The sequence below is a fragment of the Salinispira pacifica genome (genome assembly GCF_000507245.1).
Classification (GTDB): domain Bacteria; phylum Spirochaetota; class Spirochaetia; order DSM-27196; family Salinispiraceae; genus Salinispira; species Salinispira pacifica.
Genome location: NC_023035.1, coordinates 425,520 through 448,222, shown reverse-complemented (window position 1 = coordinate 448,222; position 22,703 = coordinate 425,520). Strand labels below are relative to the sequence as shown.

The window sequence follows — 22,703 nt, the reverse complement described above, 5'->3', positions numbered from 1 at the left end:
TCCTTCAGACCTTCACCGGACGGGCGGCCGCATCGGCCTCAGCCCTGGCTACTACTTCCTCCACCGGCGGTACCACGCCGCCCATCCACAGATATGGGTGAACAGGCACTTTTTCCGCAACAATCCGCTGAACATCCTGACACAACTGTCCGTCGCTGAGTTCCATCACGGAAATCTGCTCCACTTCCGAGGCGAGCCGGCGGATTCTGGTTTCAGGCAGGGGGAAGAGGGTCTTGGGTCTTAGCAGACCTGCAGCAATACCTTTGCTGCGCAGTTCGTCCACGGCGGTATGGGCAATCCGGCTGGAAATTCCGTAGGCAATAATGGCGAATTGGGCGTCTTCCAGACGGTACTCTTCAAAGTCCACTATCTCATCTTCCAGACCGGCGTATTTCTGCATCAGTTTTTTATTGTGGTCCGAGAGCAGATCCCGGTTCATATGAATGGAGGTGATAAGATTTTCCCGGCTTTCCGTATCCCCGTATAGAGCCCAGTCGTGACGGTCAACATGCTTCACTTGCTCAGGGAATGCCACCGGTTCCATCATCTGGCCGATGTATGCATCCGAAAGAACAAATACCGTCATGCGGTAGCGGTCTGCCAATTCAAAAGCCTTATAGGTGAAATCACACATTTCCTGTGCCGAATTGGGAGCGAGAACGATGTTGCGGTAGTTTCCATGACCGCCACCTTTCACAACCATGTTGTAGTCGCTCTGTTCAGGCCAGATATTTCCCAGCCCCGGACCTGCCCGCTGCACGTCCACAAGAACACAGGGAAGCTCCGCCCCTGCAAGATAACTCAGTCCTTCGGCCATGAGGGCAATCCCCGGACCGGAGCTGGCAGTCATCACCCGTGATCCTGCACTGGCTGCTCCGAACAGCATACTGATTACGCTCACTTCGCTTTCCGCCTGGAGAAAATGCCGTCCGCTTTTGGGAAAGAGCTCCGCTGCCGCATGGGCAATTTCGCTTGCCGGAGTAATGGGGTAGCCGAAAAAATGGGTGCTTCCCCCCAGAATTGCGCCGTAAATAACCGCTTCATTTCCTTTCATTAACTGTTTACGCAAAGCTGGCCCCCTTTTTCAGCTCCTCGGGTATCACATCCTCACCGCTGTGAACGGTGATGGCACCCGGTTCGGGGCATACGTAATAACAGATTCCGCATGCCGTACATTTATCGCTTCGGAAAATGGTGGCCTGATAGCCCAGCTGATTGATCTGCGATCCTATGGTGAGACAGTTGTTTGGACAAAAATGAACGCAGAGACGGCAGCCCTTACATTCGTCGGGCTCTATATATACATAATTCATGGTACCTCCTGGTATGGCGCGTCTATTCCGGCGGGAATCAGATTCCCCCGAAAACATCCTCCTGACCGGCACCAAAATAATTGATGTCGCTCAGCTCCTGCAGGACAGGTTCTTCGATCTCTTCGATGATTAATTCATGATGGGGACAGCTCACCCTGGGACAAATCTGGATCTCGTTTTTCCTTCCCGGCAGATACAGAACGATCTGATCAGGGGAATCGCAAGCAGGATTGCTGCAGCTGCGCTTGACATTGAGATGGGCGTCGCAATAAGGGCAGTATGCCTCGGTTTTGGCATCCGGAGAGAGGCCGGTGCCCAGAAATGTGAACAGATTGGAATGACTTCCCCAGATGGAGTCAAGAAATACCAGACCTTCCTGGCCTCCGACCTGGATTTTTAACTTGATGGACGGTTCGTCATGAATTCGAACGCTGTCCACCAGCAGATTATGACCGTTGGGGCAGTATACGGATTCTACAAGGAGAACCTCAATATCCTGCTTCCAAAGCAGCCGCATTCCCTGGGGGATGTTTTTCTTAAAAGCATCCGGAATGATTTTGGTGGTAAGTTCCATAATGTCTCCCGCGAGGGGGATTCGTGGTTTGAGGTACTCCCCCTCATGGGATTATTGTACTCCCGAATGGGGCATTCCGCCAGAAAATATTTAATATATTGAACAAAGTACTCCGGAATACCCGCGTCGGAATGGGAAGAACATGGAGCGGGAGGATGACAGTTCAGGCCTCGGCTGCCCTCTTCAACACATCCATGGCGGCGTCATAATCGTGGGTCTGCATAATGCTGTCGCGGAGTTCTTCAGCTCCGGTGAAGCCCATCAGGTAGATTTTAAAGAACTTCTTCATAATCTCGAAGTTCCGGCGGCCTTCATAGGCGGTGCGGTATGCGGAGAGATGCTCCATGGCCCATCGGATCTGATCGGCGGCAGGGAGATCATGGAATTCTTCACCGGCAAACAGAAAGGGATTGGTAAAAATTCCTCTGCCCACCATAATCCCGTCGACTCCGTATCGCCGCGGATACTCTTCCAGCTGGGAGGGATGAATCACATCGCCGTTTCCGAACACCAGGGTTTGGGGACTGATATTTCTGCGAAGCTCCGCAGCCCGGGCTATCTCGATCCAGTCTGCCTCCCCTTCGGATTGCTGGGCGGTCGTCCTCCCGTGCACCGTAAGCAGGGGCAGGTTCTGTTCAAGAAGGAAGCCGCACCATTCCTGGGTGGCCGGCCGGGAGAACCCGATGCGGGTTTTGACACTCACCGGCAGGGGACCGCCCCGCTGCAGCTTTCCCCCGGGCCCCTGATGATCATCCCCCCACTCCCGGTACGCAGAGGCAGCGCCTTCCCGGGCCGCAACTATCAGCTCGGCGGCAAGACCGGGGTTGTTGATCAGAGCAGAACAGGAACCCTTGGCGGTAATTTTCTTCTGGGGACAGCCCATATTGATATCTATTCCGTCAAATCCCCTGAGATGAAGTTCCCGCGCCGCCTCATAATACTCATCAGGTTTGTTTCCCCAGATCTGAGCCACCATGGGACGGTGATTCTCATTGAAAACCAGACGGCGCAGGGCCTCTTTTTCCCCCCTGAGCATGGTGCCGGTGGCGACAAATTCACTCACAAACACCATGGGCCGGCCGGCCCGGTGCACCACGTCCCGGAACACCGAATCAGTAACATCTTCCATGGGGGCCAGTACGCTTACCGGTTTCTCCAGGTTATGCCAGAAGCTGTTCATTTATTCCGCCTCTGTTTTTCCGGCGGCCAGCAGGAGACGGCGCTGGGCAAGCAGTCCGTTATTCATGGCAGCCATCCTGAGGGGCTCCAGCCTGAAAAGAAACTCATCCCGTACCCGGGAGCGTTGGGTACCGTCCATCTTCCATGCCGGGGAGCCGTCCAGCGGATCCGTCAAACGCTCCGCATAGTTGCGGAAATAATCAAAGGTTTTTTCAACGGCCCTGTCTTCCCGCCCCGATTGGACAATATCTGCCTGATCCTCAAAAATATCCCCGTGAATCACATGGAAATTCCTCTCCTCCAGAATATCCACCAGAAGCTGAAGCAGCTGCTCGCCGTGAAAGGTATAGCCGTGGGGGATGCCCTGAAGGACATCAATTTCCGCTTTCAGATTATGAAGGGCAGTTCGGGTCGCCCGTGCGGATTCGGCCTCATTTCCCAGTCCCCCCTCACCGGCAACAACCTCGGAGATGATCATCAGGCCGCCGGAATCCAGGTATTGCGCCGCCTGATCCACATGCCGTTCCACCAGCTCCCTCCGTTCTCCGTCCATCTCATGGGAAAAGGAGGATCCGGACATATGGTGGAGCATATCCTGGAAACTCAGGGTATGAAATTCCTGAACCGGCAGCTCCAGGCCGGGAGCCGATCCTTCCAGGAAATAAAAGGGAATATCAGGGCCGTGAAGGGTGAAAAAGCGTTTGGCTTCCGAAAGTGCGTCTGGATCGGGATCCACCCCCCACACTTCCTGGGGGGCAGACGGGGCGGCGGTGATCAGTTCATCCAGGAAACTGCCGTCCCCGCAGCCCACATCCAGAACCCTGCCCGGAGTCCGGCCGCTGAGAATCCGTTCAAGTCGGCTTCCAAGTTGATCTTCAGCTGCATATGCCATGGTCTCTCCTGAAAGGTTATTCTGATGTAAGGGGATCCCGGGACGCCCGGATATCCAGAAAATCACTGGGCGCACAGGCAAGTCCCTCATCCAGAAACCGGGTGCTGCTCATTCCCCGGGGCAAGGCCCGGCTCAGGGTCTGCTTCCATCTCCTGCTTCCCGGCTGACCGGCAAACAGTTCAAGCACCGGCCAGACCAGGCTGCGGACGTTCATGCCCCGTTCGCTCCACTCTTTCATGTAATCAAAATATTCGTTGAGTATCTCCCTGCGGGTGGGATCGAGAATATCATCCGGACCGGGGGTGCGATAATCGGCGGTCTGCCTGCCGTAATAGAGCCGGTCCATGGAGGCAAACCGCCAGGGGCGTTCGTAGGAGAGCCGGCCGAGCATCACCCCGTCACAGCGCTGAAGGTGAGAGGCGATTTCACCGTGGGTTTTAATACCGCCGTTGATCTCGATATGCAGACCGGGAAATTCCTCTTTCAGCCGGTACACCTCGTCGTATCTGATAGGGGGAATATTCCGGTTCTCTTTGGGGCTTAACCCTTCAAGAATGGCAACCCGGGCGTGGACGCTGTAGCGCTGGGCGGGGCCGTCCTTCAGCCGAAGTACAAAGTCCCGCATGTGCTCATATGAACTGAGATCCAGAGCCTTGATCCGGCTCTGAATACCGATTCTGTGCTTTACCGTCACAGGCCTGGTCCCCGATTCATACATGGCGTTGAGAAGTTCCGCAACCCTGGGTGAATCGGCCATGAGGCAGGCTCCGAAATTTTTATTCTGAACCCTGTCGCTGGGACATCCCACGTTCAGGTTATACTCATCGTAGCCCCAGTCCTCGGCAATCCGGATGGCCTCCGCCATTTCCCGGGGATCATCCCCCCCCAGCTGCAGGGCAATAGGCCGTTCGATCTCGTCAAAGTCCAGAAGCTTATTCCGGTCCCCATGGATGATGGCACTGGGAGTAAGCATCTCCGTATAGAGAAGGGTCTGCCGGGTAAGCAGACGGAGGAATCGGCGAAAATGACGGTGGGTTTTGTCGATCATGGGAGCCACGGACACCGGCGCATACACGCCGGGCCTGGGGGGAAACTCCCCGGCACCCGCCTGATTCGGGCCGGCGGAACCGCCGGGGTTCAGCCCGGGATTAAATGTCTTAAGCATTGGCGACAGCCCCCGCATTCTGATGCATGTTCTGATGCATGGCCCGCTCGATTTTTCCGCTGCCGATGCACTCGTCATCCAGATAAAAAACTGCGAACTGTCCCGGCGCAAGGCCCTTGTCCCCATCGGCCATCTCAACCAGCAGCCGGGGCTGAGGATCCTCAAGATCCCCGGCGCCCAGGCCGGCCTGCTCCAGCTCTTCCCTCCCTGCCAGGCGCACCCGGCACTCGCTCATTTTGGGACCGTGGCGGAGCTTCAGCTTCAGGCTGCGATGGTCTCCCGGGCGCGTCAGGGAGTCGTTCAGCCATCGGGGAGGCCGGCCGGCGATCCAGGTCAGTTCGGTGCAGATGAAGCTGCGGGAAAAGGCGTTCTCTATATCGCTTTTGTGACTTACGTATACGATGTTTTGTTCGCTGTCCTTGTCCACCACATACCAGGGGCCGTTTCCCAGCCCCAGGCCGGTACGCTGTCCGATGGTGTGGAACCAGAACCCCTTGTGGGTTCCAAGCTGCTCACCGTTCTCCCGGCGGACAATGGCTCCGTCCTTTTCTCCCAGGTAATGGCGGACAAAGTCCGGATATTTGATTTTCCCCAGAAAGCAGATACCCTGGCTGTCTTTTCTGGCCTTGTTGGGCAGATCGAGGGATTCGGCATGTTCCCGGACCTGGGTCTTCTGCATGCTTCCCAGCGGGAACCACAGTTTCGACACCTGCTCCTGACTGAGATGGGAGAGGAAATAGCTCTGATCCTTCACCGGATCCGGAGCCTGATAGAGATGGTGGAGACCATCATCCCCTTTGCGCACATCTGCATAGTGGCCGGTAACCACCAGATCATACTCTTCATCCACGGCGTCAAAAAACGCACCGAACTTGATCCGCTGGTTGCAGAAAATATCCGGACTGGGAGTACGGCCCTTTTTCAGTTCCGCCAATGCATAAGAGACAACTTTATCGTAATATTCCAGCTGAAGGGGAAGAACTCTGAGCTCAACACCTGCCTGACGGCAGACTGCTCTGGCATAGGAAAGGTCTTCCTCCCAGGGACATTCCCCCAGGAAGCTCACGTCATCTTCCAGCCAGATTTTCAGGTAATATGCGGTAATATCTGTGAAGCCTTGGTTTTTTACCTGATGGAGAGCTACAGAGCTGTCCACTCCGCCGGAGAGCAATACAGCAATTTTCATAGCGAAATATTTATGACAGAAAGATTTAGAATATTCAAGCCCCCGCACCGGCATGTGGAGCCGGGCCAGAACCGGCGCCGCCAGATCCGCCAGATCCGCCAGACCCGCCAGACCCGCCTGATCCGGCGCAGCTGGCAGTATCAACCGCCGCCGGATCCTCCGGACAGCCCCCCGGAGAATGCATGCTATTTTCCTGCGGGAATGACTTTTTCCACAGGCGGGGCGGGTGCAGGGGCAACAGAGCCCTGTTCACGGTGAATCAGGGGGATAAGAGGGATAATAATCACCGTGCCCAGCACGTATATTCCTGCGGTGATAAGATACGCGAAGCGGAAATTATCATCTCCTATGAGAAAACCTCCCAGCATGGCAGAAACATTCCAGAACAGTCCCCATGCCACCGTCTGCAGGCTGCTCCAGACACCCCTGCGTTTTTTGGGTACGTAGTCCATGACAATGGTTCGGCTCAGAGGTGTTGTGGCATTCATCAGCGCGCCCCGGAAAATGAACAGGGGAATAATCAGCCATACCGAAGGGTAAAAGGCCATTCCCACCAGGGAGGCGATGGAAAGGGACTGAAGTCCCACAATCATTTCCGCACGCCCCCGCTTTACCGACAGTTTCTGGGCAGCCATGGTTGCAGCTGCCGTGAACAGCAGACCCACTCCCATCACAATCTGCACGGCAATGGGCTGAAACCCGTAGATGGATCGAAAAAACACCGGAAAGAACTTCACCGTCATGCCGGCACCGAACCCGATTATAAAGCTTGATGCAAGGAACACATGGGGGATAAAGCGGCCGGCCCCCTGGCGGAATTTCTCCCTGCGAACCTGACGCCCTGTGACCGCTCCTGCATCCCCGGAACTCTGACCTGTATCAGGGCCGGAGGACGGTTTGAGGCGTGCATCATGTCCCCGGTCCAGGGCTTCGCTCTCGTCACCCAGGCTGTGCTCTTTCCGGACATTTAATAGAACCAGGGCCGAAGCAAAAGAGAAGAGAATCCCCACCAGCATCACCCGCTGAAGAATGGGAAGCTCCCAACGGTCCCCCAGAACCAGGAACAGGATAATATTCAGAAGGGGCCCGGTCCCCATGCCGATCTGATCAATCACATGGGCCCTGGCATAAATGGATGAGCGCTCACCGCTGACCGTGGAGTTGGCCAGCATGGTTTCCGCAGCGGGCCGGGAAAGCCCCTGAAACAGCCCCCAGAAAAAGAGCCCCAGGACTATTGCGGAAAGACCGGAGCCGAAGGCCAGCATTCCAAGCCCCACGGAACCCAGGAACGCCGCAAGCATGAGCGTACCTTTAATGGACCACTTGTCCGCAAGGACCCCGCCGGGCAGAACCGATACCAGCATGGCCACTCCGGTAACCGCAGAGGTGGACCCCAGCAGCTCATTGGGAGTGAGGCCCAGTATTCCCGTGGAAGACTCGGCCAGAAGCACAATATAGAGGGATAAAATATTCCCCATCCAGATTCCCCGACCCAGGCTCTGGAGACCGGTAAAGGTGTAGAAAGTTTTTACATTCTGATTGATCATGGACCAGATCATAATAAATTGAAGGATTCTCCGCCAGTACCTCCAAAGCATCTCCATACAGGTGTGCCGGGCTATTTTCCTTGCGAAAAAAGCATATGGGGAAGTATAATCGAGCAAACAGATCAAGGGGGATCATAATGAAACAGAACAACAGCCGGAGCCGTGGGGGAACGGCTTTCCGGCATATAATTTCAACCGGAATACTGACCGCTGGACTGCTGGCAGTACTGTTGCTGGCTTCCTGTGCAAGCACCGGAGGCACAGTGCCCACCCAGCTTACCGTGGCAGAGATTTCCGATCTTCGGGAAGTGGGACTTCGGTTCCTGGGACTTCCGGAGGATATCAGTTCCTACGAATTCAGCATTGAACCTGACCTGGAAATCGGGAATGTTGAGAGAAACCGGAATGCAATCATTCTGTCAACCGACCGGGACTTCCAGCTGAACCAGGACTATACCGTCACCGTGCGGGACACAGAAGGGGATTTCACCGCTTCTGTTGGAGTAAAAACAGATAAGCTTGAAGACATTGTCTTCAACAACATGTATTCGGATAAACCCATGGGCTACCGTCTGGAAGACGGAGTATCTGCATTCCGTCTTTTCGTTCCCAGAGGCAAGGCCGTTGAGCTGCATCTCTTCGATGCTCCGGGGGAGGAAGCCCGGGAAGTAATCCCCATGGAAAACGACGGAAACCAGGTGTTTGAAGCGTTTATCGACGGCGAGCTCTACGGTACATTCTACGGGTACAGCATTACCGAACGATATGCTCAACCCACCGCCTACGATCTGGAGATTCCTGCAGACACGGTGTTTCCCGATCCATACTCTTACGCTCTCGCCTCCAGCAACGATTATCCCCAGTTCGGTCTCACCCTCATCTATGACCGGGACGAATTCGACTGGCAGGGTACCGAAGCTCTGGGGCTGGACATTGCCGATGCCATCATTATGGAAGCACATCTGCGGGATCTGTCCACACACCCCAGCGCCGAAGCGGAAAATCCCGGAACCTATCTTGGAGTTGTAGACGCCGCCCGGGGAGGAATGAACTGGCTGAAAGATCTGGGCGTGAATGCCGTTGAATTTCTTCCGCTCCAGGACTTTAACAATATCGAAGCACCCTATAAAGAAGACAGCCTTGGCTACTTCAACACCTGGAACGGCTATGGGGAAAACTATTGGGGATACATGACTTTCAACTTCTTTGCCCCGGAAAGTTACTATGCCAGCGACGGAAGCCTGGAGCCGGGAACATGGAACGGCACAGACGGACGGCAGGTTGACGAGATGAAAACCATGGTACGGGAACTCCATAAAAACGGCATTGCCGTGCTCATGGATGTGGTATACAACCATACTTCCAAATACGATAACCAGCCCCTCATGCTCATTGATCGGGATTTTTATTACAAGGATCAGGACGGCACGGGTACCGGCAACGAACTGGAATCACGACGGAAAATGGCCCGGAAAATGATACTGGATTCGGTACGATACTGGATGGAGGAATATCATATTGACGGATTCCGCTTCGACCTGGCCGCCAGCCATGACCCTGAGACCATTCGTGCAATTTACGAGATGGCCACGGAAATCAACCCCGAGGTAATGCTCATCGCAGAACCCTGGGGCGGGGAAGGTGCAACCAGCGCCGAAGAATTTCTTGAGCTGGGCTGGAGCAAATGGAACTCGGAAATCCGGGATGCGATACGGTCCCAGAACCGGCCGACCCAGGAAGGAGATGTGTTTGTCCTGGGAGAAACCAACGGTGCCAAAAACCTCATGGCATGGTGGGGAGACATTAACCCCGCTGAACCTCATCAGTACGTTCAGTATATCGAGAGCCATGATGACGCCACGCTGGGCGACAACCTTCGGATTCAGTCAGGGGAGTATTCCTTCTACAACGAGGACGGCAGTATTAACCGCATAGAAGATATCCGGGAGTATACCGAACTGACCCCGGACCTTCTTGACGCACACAGGATTGCCGCAGCCAGCCTCTTCTTTTCCCAGGGCCCCATCATGATGCACCTTGGACAGGAATGGGCCAGAGGAAAAATCACTCCCGATCTGGAGGGCAATCCCCCGGAGATTACCGAAAACGGCGGCCTGGGAGCCAGCTCGGATAACATCGTGTACCTCACACCCAGCCCCAACAGCTACAGCGCTGACAACAATACCAACTATATCGACTTCGACCTGGCGCAGGTGAATGCTGAACTCACCGATTACTACCGGGGCCTCATTGAGCTGCGAAAATCCGAAGAGCTCCTGGGAGCGGCCACCTCCGAACAGCTCAATATACTGGAAAGCCCCAATGCCAAGGCGCTGGGTGTTGAGATTTCCGGAGAACTGTACGGCTTTGTGAATGCGAGCAGAGAGGAATCCGCCCCGTTCACCATTCCTGAAGGAAGCTACGGCGTGGTTGTCAACAAAACAGAAGCCGGGAGCTCGGTGCTTGAAACCATTTCAGGCGGCGCCATAGAGGTTGAGCCGGCCAGTGCGCTCTTTTTGAAAAAGCAGTAAATTCGTTTTACAATGGGATTCCGGGACGGCTGTTCCGGAACCCGCGGAGTGACAGAAGCCCGGGTGCCGCAGATGCCCCGGGCTTTTATTTTTCTATTAAGGCAGGTGAAAATGATCGGAATAATCGGTGCAATGGAAGAAGAGGTTCAGCAAATACGGCAGGAGATCCATGATCCCCGGGTTGTTGAAAAAGCTTCCTACAGCTTCATTTCCGGGCATGTGGGAGATCTGGAAGTCGTCCTTCTGCAATCGGGAATCGGCAAGGTGAACGCAGCCATCGGTACAACGTTGATGATCGAACACTACTCACCGAAGTTCATACTGAACACCGGCAGCGCCGGCGGTTTACTCCCGGAGCTCTCCATAGGAGATGTGGTTCTGGCAGAATCAGCAGGATATCATGACGTCGACGCAACCGCCTTCGGCTACGCCAAGGGGCAGATCCCCCGGATGCCTCTGGTCTATGCCGGCGACAGCCGCCTGCTTGAAATCGCCCAACGCTGCGTCGCTAACGGCATGTCCTTTTCCACGGTACGGGGGCTGATAGTATCCGGGGACAAATTTCTGGCCCATCCAGATGAAATCAACAATCTGTTAGCCGATTTTCCCGAAAGTGCGGCGGTGGAGATGGAAAGCGCTGCGATTGCCCAGACCTGTTATCAGCTCAACACACCGTTTCTGATTATCCGAAGTATCAGCGACAAAGCAGACAGTACATCCCCCGGGGACTTTCAGGAAAATCTGCACACGGCCTCTATGAACTCGGCCCGTACTATTTTAGAATTACTCAGGTTCTATCGTGAACATCCGGGGGAAGCATGAGGGCAGAACCCGTGAAACGTTGTGCTGCCCGGGAAGGGTTCAGCATTAATCGGTTTCATTTTGATTCAGCTTCATTATATTGACGGTAGGGCCCACAGCATACGAAAAACCATATTTTCAAAGAGAGGTAGACTATGGACAAGATTCCTTCATTCACCATTGATCATAATAAGCTGCTGCGGGGCATTTATGTTTCCCGCATTGATGAGGTTGGCAACGATTATGTGACAACCTACGATATCCGGATGAAAGAACCGAACCGGGAACCGGTGGTTGATGTTCCGGCGCTTCACACCATCGAACACCTGGGCGCCACATTCCTGCGGAACGATACCGAGTGGAAAGATGAGGTGGTGTATTTCGGTCCCATGGGCTGCAGAACCGGTTTTTATCTTCTGATGAAGGGAAAACGGGAAAGTGCGGAGCTTGTGGATCTCATTACCAATCTTTTCCGGTTCATGAGTGAGTTTGATGATGATATTCCCGGGGCGGCTGCAAAAGACTGCGGAAATTATCTCAGCCACAATCTCACCATGACCCGCTGGGAGTCCAGAAAATTCCTTCACGAAGTTCTGGAAAACATCGGCGAGCAGAATCTCCGGTATCCCGACTGATCTTCCGGATCCCTTCACTGTGGTGAGTCAGAACTCCGAATATTCAATTCAATATAGCGCCTGGGGCGGTCCGGAAAACCTGGAGACAGGTCCACTGCATCCCCCCGGCAAACTCCGCCGGGGACATATCCGGGTGCGGGTTCGGGCCATCTCCGTAAACCCCGTGGACTGGAAAATTCTCGCCGGGGAACAGAATGCCGGGGTGCACCTCATGCATCTTCTCTCCTCCCGCCGGGGCCCGCTGTTTCCCAGGGTGTTCGGCAGCGATTTTGCAGGTGAAGTTACAGAATCCCGCTCACATAGATTTACGCCCGGCGAGAGGGTGGCAGGCATGCTGTCCCCCCTCTCCGGAGGTTCGGGAAGCACGGAAATTTGTGTCCGGGCCTCCCACTGCATATCTCTTCCCGACCACTGGAGCTGGGATCAGGGGGCTTCTCTCCCCGCTGCGGGGATCAGCGCTCTTCAGGCTTGCAAGCCTTTCGGCCGCGGATCTGACTCCGGGAGATCCGGAGGTCCTGGATCCGCCGGAGTGCAGAGATCCCCCGGCCGGGTGCTTCTCATCGGCGCAGCGGGAGGGGTGGGCAGCATTGCACTCCAGATCCTCGCCCGCCGGGGATGGGAGGTGCACGCAACAGGGCGCGCCGGCCAGGCTGAACTCCTGAAAGACCTTGGAGCCCTCCGGGTGGTACCCCGGGACACATGGCCGGACTACGCCCTGAAAGAAGGGCCGTGGCAGGGCATCATAGATGCCCCCGGAGCATTGATACGGGGAAAAGGCGAAAAAAGCCCGGCGAAGCTTCTGGATCCACGGCATCCGGGAGCCTGCTACTATCCCGTGTACATCCCCAACGATTTTATCGGCAGCCAATTACTCAGAATCATGAAATGGAGGCTGTTCGGCAGAGGCAAACGCAGCGCTATGATGCTCGCCTATCCGTCGGCCCGCCGGATAAAAGAATTGCAGGAACATATCAGCAGGGGCATCATCAAACCGGTTGTTGACTCAAGCTGGTCGTTGAAAGAATCATCACCGGCTTCCCCGGTGAGCCATGCAATGAACGGGGGAGTAAGCGGCAAGGTGATTATCAGGTTGGATGGCTGATTTTGTTTTTACTGTGCACGGAAGCTTGTGAAACGAAATTTTTCCGACATCACGGCACCTGATATGGTGGTGGAATTATTCACACCGCTATCAGCAGCGGACAGATAAGGTAAATTTTTAAAAACCATGCATTTTCACAAGCTTTGGTGCACTGCATACGGTTTTCCTTGCAGCATGCAGGTTTCCTCATTATTTTGTTGAAGGAACCATTTCCGTATAAAGACATAAGTATCAAATTGATGTACCGGCGGTTGCCGGATAATAGCCTGAAGCATCTTTACAACGAACAGGATTTTTCATTATCACCGGACACCCGGCTTCAACGGAGGCAGAATGAAGAAGCATGTGTATGCAATCATTGCGGTTTTAAGTTTTGCAGGCCCCTTTGCCATGAGTTTCGACAGAAAGGTTCACTATATCAGCTACCTGCCGCCTTTGCTGATCGCCACCCTTGCGGTGGGAGCGCTGTATATTGCCTGGGATGTGATGGTGACTTCCCGGGGGCATTGGCAGTTCAACGATGAATTTGTGGGAAGCACACGGCTGTTTCACCTGCCCGTCGGCGAGTGGCTGTTTTTCCTGCTAATCCCCTACCCCAGCGTGTTTATTTATGAAGTAATTCTGGCATACTTCGGCACCTCTCCGGCCAGGCCGGAACTGGCATGGATCCAGTTCGTACTCGCAGCGGGGTTCATCATTCCGGCATATATCTGGCGCAAACAAGGCTACACCCTCCTTGCAATGCTCTCCGCTTCCCTCTATTTCCTGGTATCCGGATTTCTGACACCGGGGGTTATTGCCGCTTCGGGATACCTCTGGTCCATGCTTCTGATATTTCTGGCCTTTGTTGTGGTCAACGGAATATATACCGCCCTTCCGACTATCCGGTATAACCCGAAGGCGATATTCGGAGTTAAATTTATCCAGATTCCTGTGGAGGATTTTTTCTACAACCTCAGTTATATCGGTCTTATCCTGACTCTATACATCCCGCTGAAGGAGGTCATGGGGCTCTAAGGCCCCTGACCTGTACGTTCCGGATACTGCATTGTTGAAAGAGATGGAAGGAAAGATTGGAACAGGATGTTATTCAGCCCATTCATCCATCCGGGGCATCATTGCCAAAGTCGTGCCGTTTAACTCCCGCACATCATGCATGAGGGACACGGCTGAAACGGCTGCTTCCGCATAGGGTGAATGTTTGCCCTCTCCGCCTCCCAGGAGCTTCCCAAGGCGGCTCTTTTTCCGCTGGGGCAGAAATCGCAGCCTGATCCGTGAGGTTCCAAGCCGCTTTTTCACCTCTTCCACAGCCTCGTTGAGACCACCCACCTCATCAATCAGGCCGATTTCCTTTGCCCGGGTACCTGTGAACACATGCCCTTCTCCCAGCTCATGAACCGCATCGGTACTCATGTTTCTGGCATGAGCCACCTTCTCAAGAAATTTGCCGTAGATCCAGGTAACGCCGTCTTTGATTATGCGTACCTCTTTTTCGCTCAGGCGCCTGAGCATAGAGCCCATATCGGCATGTTCACCCTCACGGATCGTGGAATGGGTAATACCCCATTTATCGAAAAACTTTCTGGCATAGAAAAACAGGCTGATCACCCCGATTGAGCCGGTAACAGTGGTGGCTTCCGCAAAAACCTTATCCGCCTCGGTGGCAATCCAGTACCCTCCGGAGCCGGCAACTGCGCTCATGGATACAATTACCGGTTTTTTCTTCCGAACCCGGCCCAGCTCCCGCACAATATCCTCAGAAGCTGCAGCAGAACCGCCGCCGGAGTTAATTCTGAAGATTACCGCCTTCACCGAGGAATCCTTTTCAAGTTTCCGGATCACCGGCACAAAATCCTCGGCACCGACCATCTGTCCGAACATCATATTGTTGTCATTATGTCCGTCCTTGATTCCCCCTTCAAAGATCAGAACGGCAACTTTTTTCCCTTTGCCCGCGGAAGTACGGGGCTTTTTCAACTTCAGCTCCCTGGTCTTGCGCTCCCGGAATCCACCGCGAATTCCCTCAAGGGTTTCCTGCTGGTCGGCCCATCCTTCTTCAACTGCTTCATCGGCTGTCAAAATCCGGCCGTTCATCAGCTCATCGATTTTTTCTTCGTCCTTGCCGTATCCGCGGGTCACACCACGACTGTATTCTGCCAGCAGGTCCTTGAAGATCGCTTCATACTGTTCACGATTAAACTCATCAAGTTCAGAAACGCGGAAGGCATCGCCTGCGGACTTGTAGCGGCCGATTCTGATGACTTCCGCTTCGATATCATGCTTTTTCATCAGTTTGCGGTAGAACCGAAAACTTCTGCTTATTCCCTGGAAATGAAGATACGCAAGAGGATGAATCACCCGTCTGCTGCAGACTGACGCCAGATAAAGCTCCTGCATCCCGTATTCCTGGGCGAAAAAGACCAGTTCTTTTCCAGCATCCTTCAGGCGCAGAAGCTGTTCCCGGATTGATACAATTCCCGAGAGATTTCCCGTGGTAAAATCCGTTGCCGCCGAAACCACCACAGTTTTTACCCGCTTCTTTTTCAGCAGCCATTCAATTCTGGTGAAAAAATGATCAAAGCGGAACCTTTTCTCACTGCGAAGCATGGATAGAACCCCTCCGCTCTGGGGCCCGGTTTCGCTGTATTGTCCTGAAAGCTCTAATATGTGATACATGTACACTCCTTGAATAGCTATACTACACCCATTTCCCTTCCTGCTCAATTCTTCCATATTCTGCATCAGTTGCGGCAATCCCGGCGTTGCAAATATCCTGTTTTGAGGTGAAACTGGTATTATGAGCAACATTGATTTGAATCAGCGCATAAGTAAACAGAAGATCGAGAAAAACACCATTCTCCTGCTCCAGGGCAAACCGGTGAACTCCATTCTCATTATTCACTCGGGAATGGCGGAGATGATTTCTTCATCCGGAGATGCACCCACCCATGATGATAGCCTTCCATCCGATTCAGGTGAATCAGCCTCGGACGGTGTTCGGGTGGGTCTGATTAAAGGAGAAACAGTCTGCGGGATTCTTGGTCTGTTTAACAACAAGCCTCTCGAACATACTGTGGTGAGTGTCAGCGACTGCATCATATCCAATATCCCGGTGGAAGATCATATGGTGGTTCATCTTCTGCAGAAAAACATGCGCCTGAACATTCAGGTTATGCAGGCTCTGGTTCAACGGATTGAATCCGCCATATATCTCTTTAAAAACTATAAATATCTCTGGCACAAGCTTGCCTCTATTCAGGACAGTCTGGCCCTTGGATCGGATCTGGAAAACCGTGAAGAACCCCGTACACTTCCCGACAGATATAATGTTGATATCCATGAGTACTCCCGCTACCTCAGGTACGAACTCGAACAGAGGGGCGAAAAAATGCCTGAGACCTGGGATTCCAATGTCTTTCTCGGCCGCATTCAAAGCGGACTGGATCTGTATATTCAGTATGACAACCTATACATCGAGAATATGGTGGATTACTCCCAATACCTTTTCATCAAACGACTGCTGCGGAAACCCGATAAACTCGTCCACGCCCTGTTTAATCAGGATGAACCGGGCAACTATTATGTGTATCAATTCCTCATCCAAAGTCTTGAGCAGCTGGTGGGGTACAATGAAAAGATTGTGAGCCACATCCGGTTTCTCAGCGATATCCTGTACAGTGATCAAGGGTGGGTAACCACAGTTCTCTCCATGGGTGAGGAAGAAGACTACCGGTTCCGCATGTTTCGTCACTATCTCTGGAAGTTCAGCTGGCGCTGTCACCGGGATGCCTTCAAACTTCTGCATAAGGATCTGACCAAAACCCACCCCATGTACCAACATCTGCTGGAATTCCGCAACAAACCCGTTGAAGAAAGCAGCAGCGATTCCCATGACAATATGTTCACCAATGATTCCGGACAAGAAGACGCTTCCCGGGATGGTCTGGGGAAATACCGGAACCTTCTGGACAAGATTCTTGATTTTGCCGATGTAAGCGAAGAGTTTACGGAGGAATTCCGGGAAACCCTGAATGCACTGAAAGAGCTGGAGAATATCTACAAAGCCGATCCCGAAGCTGAGAAGCTTCGGAAAAAACTGACTCCCATGTACTGGGAGCTGTATGAGATCTGCTTTCTGAAGCAGATTAATACTGATCTGAAATCGTTTATTCCGGGGATCATGCTTCACTTCGGGGTGGTGGATGAAACCCTTCTCAGCGGTGATGACCTGGAAATAATCGATGAAGCGTATTCCCAAATGCTGTATGTGGAGGAACCTCTTCCCGCCATGACCCTGCCGTATTTCCTGGAAAAAGTGTACACCGGTGATGTGAATCCCAGCATCAACGAGATGGGTGAAGGATTCAGGGAAACCCTCAAGCGCCAGGAGAAAATGTCCAATAAGGAGCGGGAATCCGCCGCACACGTGTATCAGGATACCCCGGAAGATAAAGTCCGGTATGAACTACGCCAGGTATCCATTGAACTGTCAAAAATCCTCTATGGTTCCAAACGGAAATCGCTTCCCATCCTTACCAGTCAGGTTTTGGGCGGCGGCCTCTCCCGAATGCTGTTTCCTCCGGAGACCTGCAGTGAGGCGGCGGAAAAGTTCCACTCCAGGGATTACAGCCTGTTTTACCGGGAGGTGGTAAGCAAACACCGCTTCGGTACGGATATTGTACAGAAAGAGGTACTCCCCTACTTTGTAATTTACCCTGTGGCTGGAAACAGGATGATGATGTGGCAGGAACTTGACGGTACCAGGAAAGAGAGCCCTGCCCGATTCATGATCCCCCTGTATTTCAGTGAAAAGATTGACGAAGGAATCGGAAATCTGCTGGCCCAGTTCCGCTGGGAGCTTTCCAGATCGGTTGCCGGGGCAAATTGGATGGATCCTGTGGAGGGCGGCCTCTCCGGAGCCTATTATGATTACATCGCGTTCTACCGGAAAAACCCCAAACTCTCATCGGCACACAAAGAGAAACTGAAGGATTTTATCAAAAAAACCCGCTCGGACCGTGACCGCTTCAGCTCTGATTATATCACCTGGGTGCTGTATGAGTATGAAGGAAAGGTTCGCTTCAATCCGGTGGTTCGGGAGATATTTTATCGCTTTGTTCCCTTCGACTCCCAGGCCAGGGAGCAGATTGCGAAAAAGCCCCTCTATGCGGATCTTGAAACCAAACTTCAAAACCGCCGCAGAAAGGAAATTCTTAAACTTGAAAGCAGAATTAAGAAGTTCGAGAAATCCGGAGAGACTCTGCCCAGGGAAATGGAGGACTATATGGAGTTTCTCAAGCAATAATTTTGCCGGAAGGCGGTTTTTCTCAGTATCTTCCACAGAAACCGAGTAATGCAGCGTAACGGAGGATTATTGTGAAAACATATGTAATTGCCGGCGGAAACTCTGAAATTGCACTGAACTCCATTTTACAGCTTCAGGCTCAAAGCAGCGATGACCTGCGCATTATCGCATATACCCGATCTCAGCCGCGAACCGAAATTTCTCAGGTGGAAACCCTGGAATGGGATGCCGAAGAAGCATTCCCCGGCATCCCCGACGATGTGGAAAGCGTCGACGGCTTCCTGTACGCCCCGGGCACCATCAATCTGAAACCCTTTAAGTCCCTGTCAGCGGAAACGTTTATGAAGGATATGCAGATCAATTGTTTTGCCGCCATTCCCGCCCTGCAGCAGGTGCTGCCGTTGATGAAAGAAGGCGGCGATGTGCTGTTCTACAGCAGCATTGCGGCACAAACCGGTATGGCATATCACAGTTCCATAGCGGCGGCAAAGGCGGCGGTGGAAGGCCTTATACGCTCTCTGTCCGCAGAATATGCCGGAACAAATATCCGGTTTAATGCAATAGCTCTGTCCCTCACTGATACTCCGCTGGCCGCCAAGTTCATATCCAGTGAAAAAAAACTTCAGGCCATGGAGGAACGCCACCCTCTGAAACAGATCGGCAACCCTGAACAGGTGGGCCGCATGAGCGCAGCAATTCTTCAGGGTGAGTACTCCTGGATGACGGGGCAGGTGCTGCATCTGGACGGCGGCATGTCGGTAATCCGCTGATGCGCCGATTTCTCAAAATAGGAGCAATTATCGGCTGGGCGTATATCCTGGCCGGCCTGGCATCCCGGTTCGCTGTTCCTGATGCACCGGAGTGGTTGTTCCCCTCAGCCTCCACAGCTGGAGCCGTGGTGGTGCTCATCCATCTGCTGGAGCTGCCCCTGGGCTATAAAAATGCAAAGTCCCGGGGCATTCCCCCGTGGAAGGCCACGCTCCTTACTCTCATATTCGGAGTGCTGTGGATGAAAAAAGAGAGCGATGGCTGATGGAGAAATACAACACCTTCGGTTCGGCCGGCGTCTATTATTGCAGCCAGTGCCGGACCGAACACAAGCGGGATCATTGCATACACACCGATATCTTCAAACAATTCCTCAGAGACGGGAATTCCCGTGAACACAGAGAGAAGGAGAATACCGCTCCATGATATTCCGAGGCTGAGAATCCAAAACCATTTCATTCCGCAGCGCCGTTTTTGCTGCGGTACATAATCATCCCCTTCATAATCGCCCCCTGTCTTTTTACCTGTTTGATGCAAAAAGTGGAGGAAAAGTTACGGGTTATGATTTTTATTGATACTTTATTGATATTTTTCCAGGAGTTCTTTGGGAAACGGCAGATCATGGAGACTCGCATACGCTTCCCGGACGGATCCGAAACGTCTGCCGATCAATTGGCTCACCAGCTTATAATAATCGGGGTTTTCAGCCCTCTTTCGCACATCCTTCATTACCATGGGATATTCTTTCAGTACGTATCCCAGCTTTCCCTCACAGCTGCACGGGTTTTCAGACTGATGCAGCGAGCACTTTTCGGAAAAATGTTTTTCAAGATTGGCCCGGGATCGGTAAATGCGGCTTTTCACCACCGATTCAGAGATATCCAGAATCTCTGAAATATGTTTATACGACAGCCCCATCACATCCCGGAGAATGAATGCAATTCTCTGTTCCCGGGTAAGTCTGAAGGTCAGAAAGAAATGGCATGTATCGCGTATTTCCAGGGATAGTTCATCTATGAGAATCTTCCGTTCCTGCGGACTTAAATCAGGTTCCAAATCCGGAGGAGGACCGTTCAGTTCCCGGATATCCAGAGCCTTTGGAGCCTTTTCCGCCACCCGTTCGATCCTTCCTTTGGTTCTGATGCAATGATTCACTGCGATGCGATACATCCATGTATACAGGCTGCTGTCACCTTTGAACTGAGGCAGACTGTCATGTATTTTCATGAAAATTTCCTGAAGGGCATCCTCGGCATCTTCCGGATGTCCCAGGATTCTGTAACAAAGGTTATACAACGATCTACCATGCCGATTTACAATTTCATGAAAAGTCAGGGTTGATTCGTTTCGCATAGCACCTCAAGCAGCGGTTGCGACGTAAGAGCTCTATTGGGTGATAATTTTATCATATGACTATTTCGGGGTTAAGGAGCTGACATAGCTGCGGGAAGAAAACAATGGCCCACTTCGTTTTTACATTGATAAGAATCTCTGACGGATAAAAAAGCCTTCTCCCGGCCTTCTTCGAAGTCCGCTCGATTCCGCAAAGTCCCTTCGGGACTTCGCTCGAGGTTCCTCTGGACGCATAGGCGAAACAGCCGTGTACCGCAGTCCAAAAGGACGAGGAACACGGCGAATAGCAGCTGACTTGTCAGCGACCAGCCCAGGCTTTTTCCGATTCCGCCAGAGGAGCCTTTTCGAACAGATTGAGCAAATAGCTGTGAGGATCGAGACCATTCGCTTTGGCTGTTTCTATAAGGGAGTACATAGCGCTTGAACTTTCTGCTCCGGCGGGGCTTCCGCTAAACAGCCAGTTTTTCCGGCCCAGTACAAACGGCCGGATCGCCCGCTCGGCGGCGTTATTATCGGGAGTCAGTTCTGGCAGGTCCAGATAGTGTACCAGGTATTCCCACTGATTCAGGCTATAGTTCACCGCCTTGCCCAATGCCGACTGTGGCGGAATGGTATTCGCCTTCTTTTCCAGCCAGGATTTGAATTTCGTCAGAACCGGCTGCACCTGCTCACGCCGCTGGTCGACAAATTCTCGGGAATCCAGTCCTGTATCGCGCAAAGCGCGCTCTATGCGATAGAGGGATTCAATCTGCTTCATGCCTTCATGTGCCGCCCCCCTATTCTTCTTGCTTGTCGCAGCAGCTTCATGAAACTTTCATCGGGCATGCGCCCAACATCCGACAAGAGTAATCTCGGGATGATTACGAGAAACACGCTGGTATACCTCATAGCCATCCGTCTTCAGGTAGCCGTTGTAGTCCTGCAGCAGCTGCATCGGGTGCCCCGTTCCCCGAGAGGTGTGATAGGCATAGAGTGTTACAGGCGCATCAACCGGTCCGCCGCGGGCCAACCACATCCAGCTGGTAGCAGTGTCTGATCGCCCCGGTTCATTGCGCACTTGCATCCGGGTTTCATCCATGTGCATGACCGGCCCTTCGCGAATCAGCTGCCGGTAGCGTTCCATCAGCGGTTTGATCTTTTGTGCTGTACGGTTTGTCCAGTTACTCTTGTCTTGTCGGGAAATATGCAACCCAATGCGGGCAAATCGCTGTTCCTGGCGGGTAGTACGGCAGATGGTCAGCGAACTTGTTCACCAGGATGAAGGCTAAAAGCCCCGGAGTAACGATGCTGCCTGGAATAATCGAGGGTGGTGTGGGAGCAATGCGTACAGCCGGCCGGTCTTCATCTCCCGAGCCCTCACAATTTTTGCAGGCATATTTCGGGCGGATATGTCGCTCGGCAAAAATCTGCTCAGGTATGGTTTGCAGCCGTTCAGTGACTTCTTCGCCGATTCGCTCCATGGTGCAGCCGCAAGCACACTGCTTGTCGGGTTCATCAATATCGTGCTCAAAATCAATGCGGGGTACTTTCGGGTCAATCGGCTTGCGACCTGGTTTAGCCTTTTTATGCTCACGTACCGTGACTATTTCACCAACATCGGTATCCGGTGCCTGCTCTTGGACGCTGTAGCGCTCGGCTTCAGCAAACAGTACGGTCTGTTCCTGCGGGCTTTGTTCGGTTGAACGGCTGAACTGCCGGTGCAGTGCCAGGCGAAGCTCTTCTTCCAGGTGTTCGTAGCGAATTTGCAGTCGGGTGTGATCCTGTTCTAGCTCGGTATGCTGCTGTTCCCAGCTTGCTGTGGATGACTCAAGGTGTTGGATATACTGGGCGACATCCGGATCGAGTTGTTGCCGTTTTTTTCAGTCAGCACCATGCTGCGATTTCTATCAGACTTGAATTTTCCTGCCAAGGGTCACATGACCGTTGTATATTCCAAGGTAGTGTGCGCCTTCCAGAAGTCGATTCCGTCAAGCGGCAGCCTTACCTGCTCGCCGGTAATCTGTTGTGCTTGCTGTTCGGTATCGGGCCATGGAAACCGGTGACGCTCAAGGCGCTTCTGCCACATGGCAAAGCCGGTGCGATCCCAATACAGGGCTTTAAGGATGCGACGCTCCCGGTTGCAGAACAGAAACACCGATGCGCCGAATGGATCCAGTTCCATATCCTCCTGCACCAGCACCGATAAACCGTTGATCTGCTTGCGCATATCGGTTCTCCCGGGACGAACATAGACGGCTGTTGCCGCGAAGTCAATCCCGATCATACTGCTGCTGACGCCTGCAGGATTGCGGTAAGCCTCTGCGGTTCCACCGACAGCGGCTTTTCAATAACCAACGTGCTGCCAACTCGTAT

21 protein-coding genes and 1 pseudogene are annotated in these 22,703 nt (G+C 53.1%); 8 read left to right on the top strand and 14 right to left on the bottom strand.

The annotated features are described in order from the left end of the window. Positions 1–4: 4 nt before the first annotated feature. From vorB to L21SP2_RS01925, 8 genes are all read right to left on the bottom strand, one after another. Complete coding sequence (gene vorB, locus L21SP2_RS01960; RefSeq protein WP_024266770.1) at positions 5–1,054, bottom strand: 3-methyl-2-oxobutanoate dehydrogenase subunit VorB; 1,050 nt, start codon at positions 1,052–1,054, stop codon at positions 5–7. A 7-nt stretch (positions 1,055–1,061) separates the two neighbouring features. Next, positions 1,062–1,313 carry a 4Fe-4S dicluster domain-containing protein gene (locus tag L21SP2_RS01955; protein WP_024266769.1) on the bottom strand — a complete coding sequence of 84 codons (252 nt, stop codon included), beginning with the start codon at positions 1,311–1,313 and terminating at the stop codon, positions 1,062–1,064. 37 nt (positions 1,314–1,350) lie between these two features. After that, on the bottom strand, positions 1,351–1,887 hold the full coding sequence (locus tag L21SP2_RS01950) for a hypothetical protein (RefSeq protein WP_024266768.1): 537 nt from the start codon (positions 1,885–1,887) through the stop codon (positions 1,351–1,353). Between the two features lie 163 nt (positions 1,888–2,050). Then, positions 2,051–3,067 (bottom strand): tRNA dihydrouridine synthase, encoded by a 1,017-nt coding sequence (locus L21SP2_RS01945; RefSeq protein ID WP_024266767.1) that lies wholly within the window; start codon positions 3,065–3,067, stop codon positions 2,051–2,053. Beyond that, positions 3,068–3,958, bottom strand: a complete 891-nt coding sequence (locus tag L21SP2_RS01940; protein WP_024266766.1) for a class I SAM-dependent methyltransferase — start codon at positions 3,956–3,958, stop codon at positions 3,068–3,070. A gap of 16 nt (positions 3,959–3,974) precedes the next feature. Beyond that, positions 3,975–5,123, bottom strand: coding sequence for a tRNA dihydrouridine(20/20a) synthase DusA (gene dusA, locus L21SP2_RS01935; RefSeq protein WP_024266765.1), 1,149 nt, complete (start codon positions 5,121–5,123; stop codon positions 3,975–3,977). After that, complete coding sequence (gene mnmA, locus L21SP2_RS01930; protein ID WP_053335743.1) at positions 5,116–6,309, bottom strand: tRNA 2-thiouridine(34) synthase MnmA; 1,194 nt, start codon at positions 6,307–6,309, stop codon at positions 5,116–5,118. Before mnmA ends, dusA begins: the two co-directional genes overlap by 8 nt. A gap of 185 nt (positions 6,310–6,494) precedes the next feature. Further along, positions 6,495–7,856, bottom strand: coding sequence for an MFS transporter (locus L21SP2_RS01925; protein WP_024266763.1), 1,362 nt, complete (start codon positions 7,854–7,856; stop codon positions 6,495–6,497). Positions 7,857–7,993: 137 nt separating this feature from the next. Here L21SP2_RS01925 and L21SP2_RS01920 point away from each other — a divergent pair, with 137 nt between their 5' ends. The 5 genes from L21SP2_RS01920 to L21SP2_RS01900 all read left to right on the top strand — a co-directional run bounded on the left by L21SP2_RS01920 (position 7,994) and on the right by L21SP2_RS01900 (position 13,942). Beyond that, the gene (locus L21SP2_RS01920; RefSeq protein WP_024266762.1) at positions 7,994–10,387 is read left to right on the top strand and encodes an alpha-amylase family glycosyl hydrolase; all 2,394 of its coding nucleotides are present in this window, start codon (positions 7,994–7,996) and stop codon (positions 10,385–10,387) included. Between the two features lie 111 nt (positions 10,388–10,498). Continuing rightward, positions 10,499–11,209, top strand: coding sequence for a 5'-methylthioadenosine/adenosylhomocysteine nucleosidase (locus L21SP2_RS01915; protein ID WP_041401962.1), 711 nt, complete (start codon positions 10,499–10,501; stop codon positions 11,207–11,209). A 134-nt stretch (positions 11,210–11,343) separates the two neighbouring features. Continuing rightward, a complete protein-coding gene (locus L21SP2_RS01910) occupies positions 11,344–11,823 on the top strand; it encodes an S-ribosylhomocysteine lyase (protein ID WP_024266760.1) in 480 nt (159 codons plus the stop codon). Positions 11,824–11,842: 19 nt separating this feature from the next. Beyond that, positions 11,843–12,925: an NAD(P)-dependent alcohol dehydrogenase gene (locus L21SP2_RS01905; RefSeq protein ID WP_024266759.1), complete on the top strand. Its 1,083-nt coding sequence runs from the start codon at positions 11,843–11,845 to the stop codon at positions 12,923–12,925. A 333-nt stretch (positions 12,926–13,258) separates the two neighbouring features. Then, positions 13,259–13,942: a lycopene cyclase domain-containing protein gene (locus L21SP2_RS01900; protein ID WP_024266757.1), complete on the top strand. Its 684-nt coding sequence runs from the start codon at positions 13,259–13,261 to the stop codon at positions 13,940–13,942. A gap of 69 nt (positions 13,943–14,011) precedes the next feature. Here L21SP2_RS01900 and sppA read toward each other — a convergent pair whose 3' ends face one another. Then, on the bottom strand, positions 14,012–15,601 hold the full coding sequence (sppA, locus tag L21SP2_RS16710; protein ID WP_024266756.1) for a signal peptide peptidase SppA: 1,590 nt from the start codon (positions 15,599–15,601) through the stop codon (positions 14,012–14,014). A 121-nt stretch (positions 15,602–15,722) separates the two neighbouring features. Here sppA and L21SP2_RS01885 point away from each other — a divergent pair, with 121 nt between their 5' ends. The 3 genes from L21SP2_RS01885 to L21SP2_RS01875 all read left to right on the top strand — a co-directional run bounded on the left by L21SP2_RS01885 (position 15,723) and on the right by L21SP2_RS01875 (position 19,263). Continuing rightward, the gene (locus L21SP2_RS01885) at positions 15,723–18,230 is read left to right on the top strand and encodes a cyclic nucleotide-binding domain-containing protein (protein WP_024266755.1); all 2,508 of its coding nucleotides are present in this window, start codon (positions 15,723–15,725) and stop codon (positions 18,228–18,230) included. Between the two features lie 71 nt (positions 18,231–18,301). Continuing rightward, positions 18,302–19,000, top strand: a complete 699-nt coding sequence (locus tag L21SP2_RS01880) for an SDR family oxidoreductase (RefSeq protein WP_024266754.1) — start codon at positions 18,302–18,304, stop codon at positions 18,998–19,000. Beyond that, entirely contained in the window at positions 19,000–19,263 is a 264-nt protein-coding gene (locus L21SP2_RS01875) for a hypothetical protein (protein ID WP_024266753.1), read from the top strand. Before L21SP2_RS01880 ends, L21SP2_RS01875 begins: the two co-directional genes overlap by 1 nt. Positions 19,264–19,577: 314 nt before the next feature. Here L21SP2_RS01875 and L21SP2_RS01870 read toward each other — a convergent pair whose 3' ends face one another. The 5 genes and pseudogenes from L21SP2_RS01870 to tnpB form a co-directional block, all read right to left on the bottom strand. Further along, the gene (locus tag L21SP2_RS01870; RefSeq protein WP_024266751.1) at positions 19,578–20,351 is read right to left on the bottom strand and encodes an RNA polymerase sigma factor; all 774 of its coding nucleotides are present in this window, start codon (positions 20,349–20,351) and stop codon (positions 19,578–19,580) included. Between the two features lie 298 nt (positions 20,352–20,649). After that, the gene (locus L21SP2_RS18775) at positions 20,650–20,766 is read right to left on the bottom strand and encodes a transposase domain-containing protein (protein ID WP_244437959.1); all 117 of its coding nucleotides are present in this window, start codon (positions 20,764–20,766) and stop codon (positions 20,650–20,652) included. A 72-nt stretch (positions 20,767–20,838) separates the two neighbouring features. After that, positions 20,839–21,540 (bottom strand): annotated as a pseudogene (tnpC, locus tag L21SP2_RS18770) (IS66 family transposase); the annotation flags it as partial. Continuing rightward, positions 21,512–22,054, bottom strand: a complete 543-nt coding sequence (locus tag L21SP2_RS19160; RefSeq protein WP_425277207.1) for an IS66 family transposase zinc-finger binding domain-containing protein — start codon at positions 22,052–22,054, stop codon at positions 21,512–21,514. The gene L21SP2_RS19160 and the pseudogene tnpC, both read right to left, overlap by 29 nt. Positions 22,055–22,263: 209 nt before the next feature. Further along, on the bottom strand, positions 22,264–22,614 hold the full coding sequence (gene tnpB / locus L21SP2_RS01860) for an IS66 family insertion sequence element accessory protein TnpB (protein WP_024266749.1): 351 nt from the start codon (positions 22,612–22,614) through the stop codon (positions 22,264–22,266). Positions 22,615–22,703 lie beyond the last annotated feature (89 nt).

Coding starts and splice junctions, on each gene's coding strand:
- vorB (WP_024266770.1), bottom strand. CDS start 1,054: ATGAAAGGAAATGAAGCGGTTATTTACGGCGCAATTCTGGGGGGAAGC.
- L21SP2_RS01955 (WP_024266769.1), bottom strand. CDS start 1,313: ATGAATTATGTATATATAGAGCCCGACGAATGTAAGGGCTGCCGTCTC.
- L21SP2_RS01950 (WP_024266768.1), bottom strand. CDS start 1,887: ATGGAACTTACCACCAAAATCATTCCGGATGCTTTTAAGAAAAACATC.
- L21SP2_RS01945 (WP_024266767.1), bottom strand. CDS start 3,067: ATGAACAGCTTCTGGCATAACCTGGAGAAACCGGTAAGCGTACTGGCC.
- L21SP2_RS01940 (WP_024266766.1), bottom strand. CDS start 3,958: ATGGCATATGCAGCTGAAGATCAACTTGGAAGCCGACTTGAACGGATT.
- dusA (WP_024266765.1), bottom strand. CDS start 5,123: ATGCTTAAGACATTTAATCCCGGGCTGAACCCCGGCGGTTCCGCCGGC.
- mnmA (WP_053335743.1), bottom strand. CDS start 6,309: ATGAAAATTGCTGTATTGCTCTCCGGCGGAGTGGACAGCTCTGTAGCT.
- L21SP2_RS01925 (WP_024266763.1), bottom strand. CDS start 7,856: ATGATCAATCAGAATGTAAAAACTTTCTACACCTTTACCGGTCTCCAG.
- L21SP2_RS01920 (WP_024266762.1), top strand. CDS start 7,994: ATGAAACAGAACAACAGCCGGAGCCGTGGGGGAACGGCTTTCCGGCAT.
- L21SP2_RS01915 (WP_041401962.1), top strand. CDS start 10,499: ATGATCGGAATAATCGGTGCAATGGAAGAAGAGGTTCAGCAAATACGG.
- L21SP2_RS01910 (WP_024266760.1), top strand. CDS start 11,344: ATGGACAAGATTCCTTCATTCACCATTGATCATAATAAGCTGCTGCGG.
- L21SP2_RS01900 (WP_024266757.1), top strand. CDS start 13,259: ATGAAGAAGCATGTGTATGCAATCATTGCGGTTTTAAGTTTTGCAGGC.
- sppA (WP_024266756.1), bottom strand. CDS start 15,601: ATGTATCACATATTAGAGCTTTCAGGACAATACAGCGAAACCGGGCCC.
- L21SP2_RS01885 (WP_024266755.1), top strand. CDS start 15,723: ATGAGCAACATTGATTTGAATCAGCGCATAAGTAAACAGAAGATCGAG.
- L21SP2_RS01875 (WP_024266753.1), top strand. CDS start 19,000: ATGCGCCGATTTCTCAAAATAGGAGCAATTATCGGCTGGGCGTATATC.
- L21SP2_RS01870 (WP_024266751.1), bottom strand. CDS start 20,351: ATGCGAAACGAATCAACCCTGACTTTTCATGAAATTGTAAATCGGCAT.
- L21SP2_RS18775 (WP_244437959.1), bottom strand. CDS start 20,766: ATGTACTCCCTTATAGAAACAGCCAAAGCGAATGGTCTCGATCCTCAC.
- tnpB (WP_024266749.1), bottom strand. CDS start 22,614: ATGATCGGGATTGACTTCGCGGCAACAGCCGTCTATGTTCGTCCCGGG.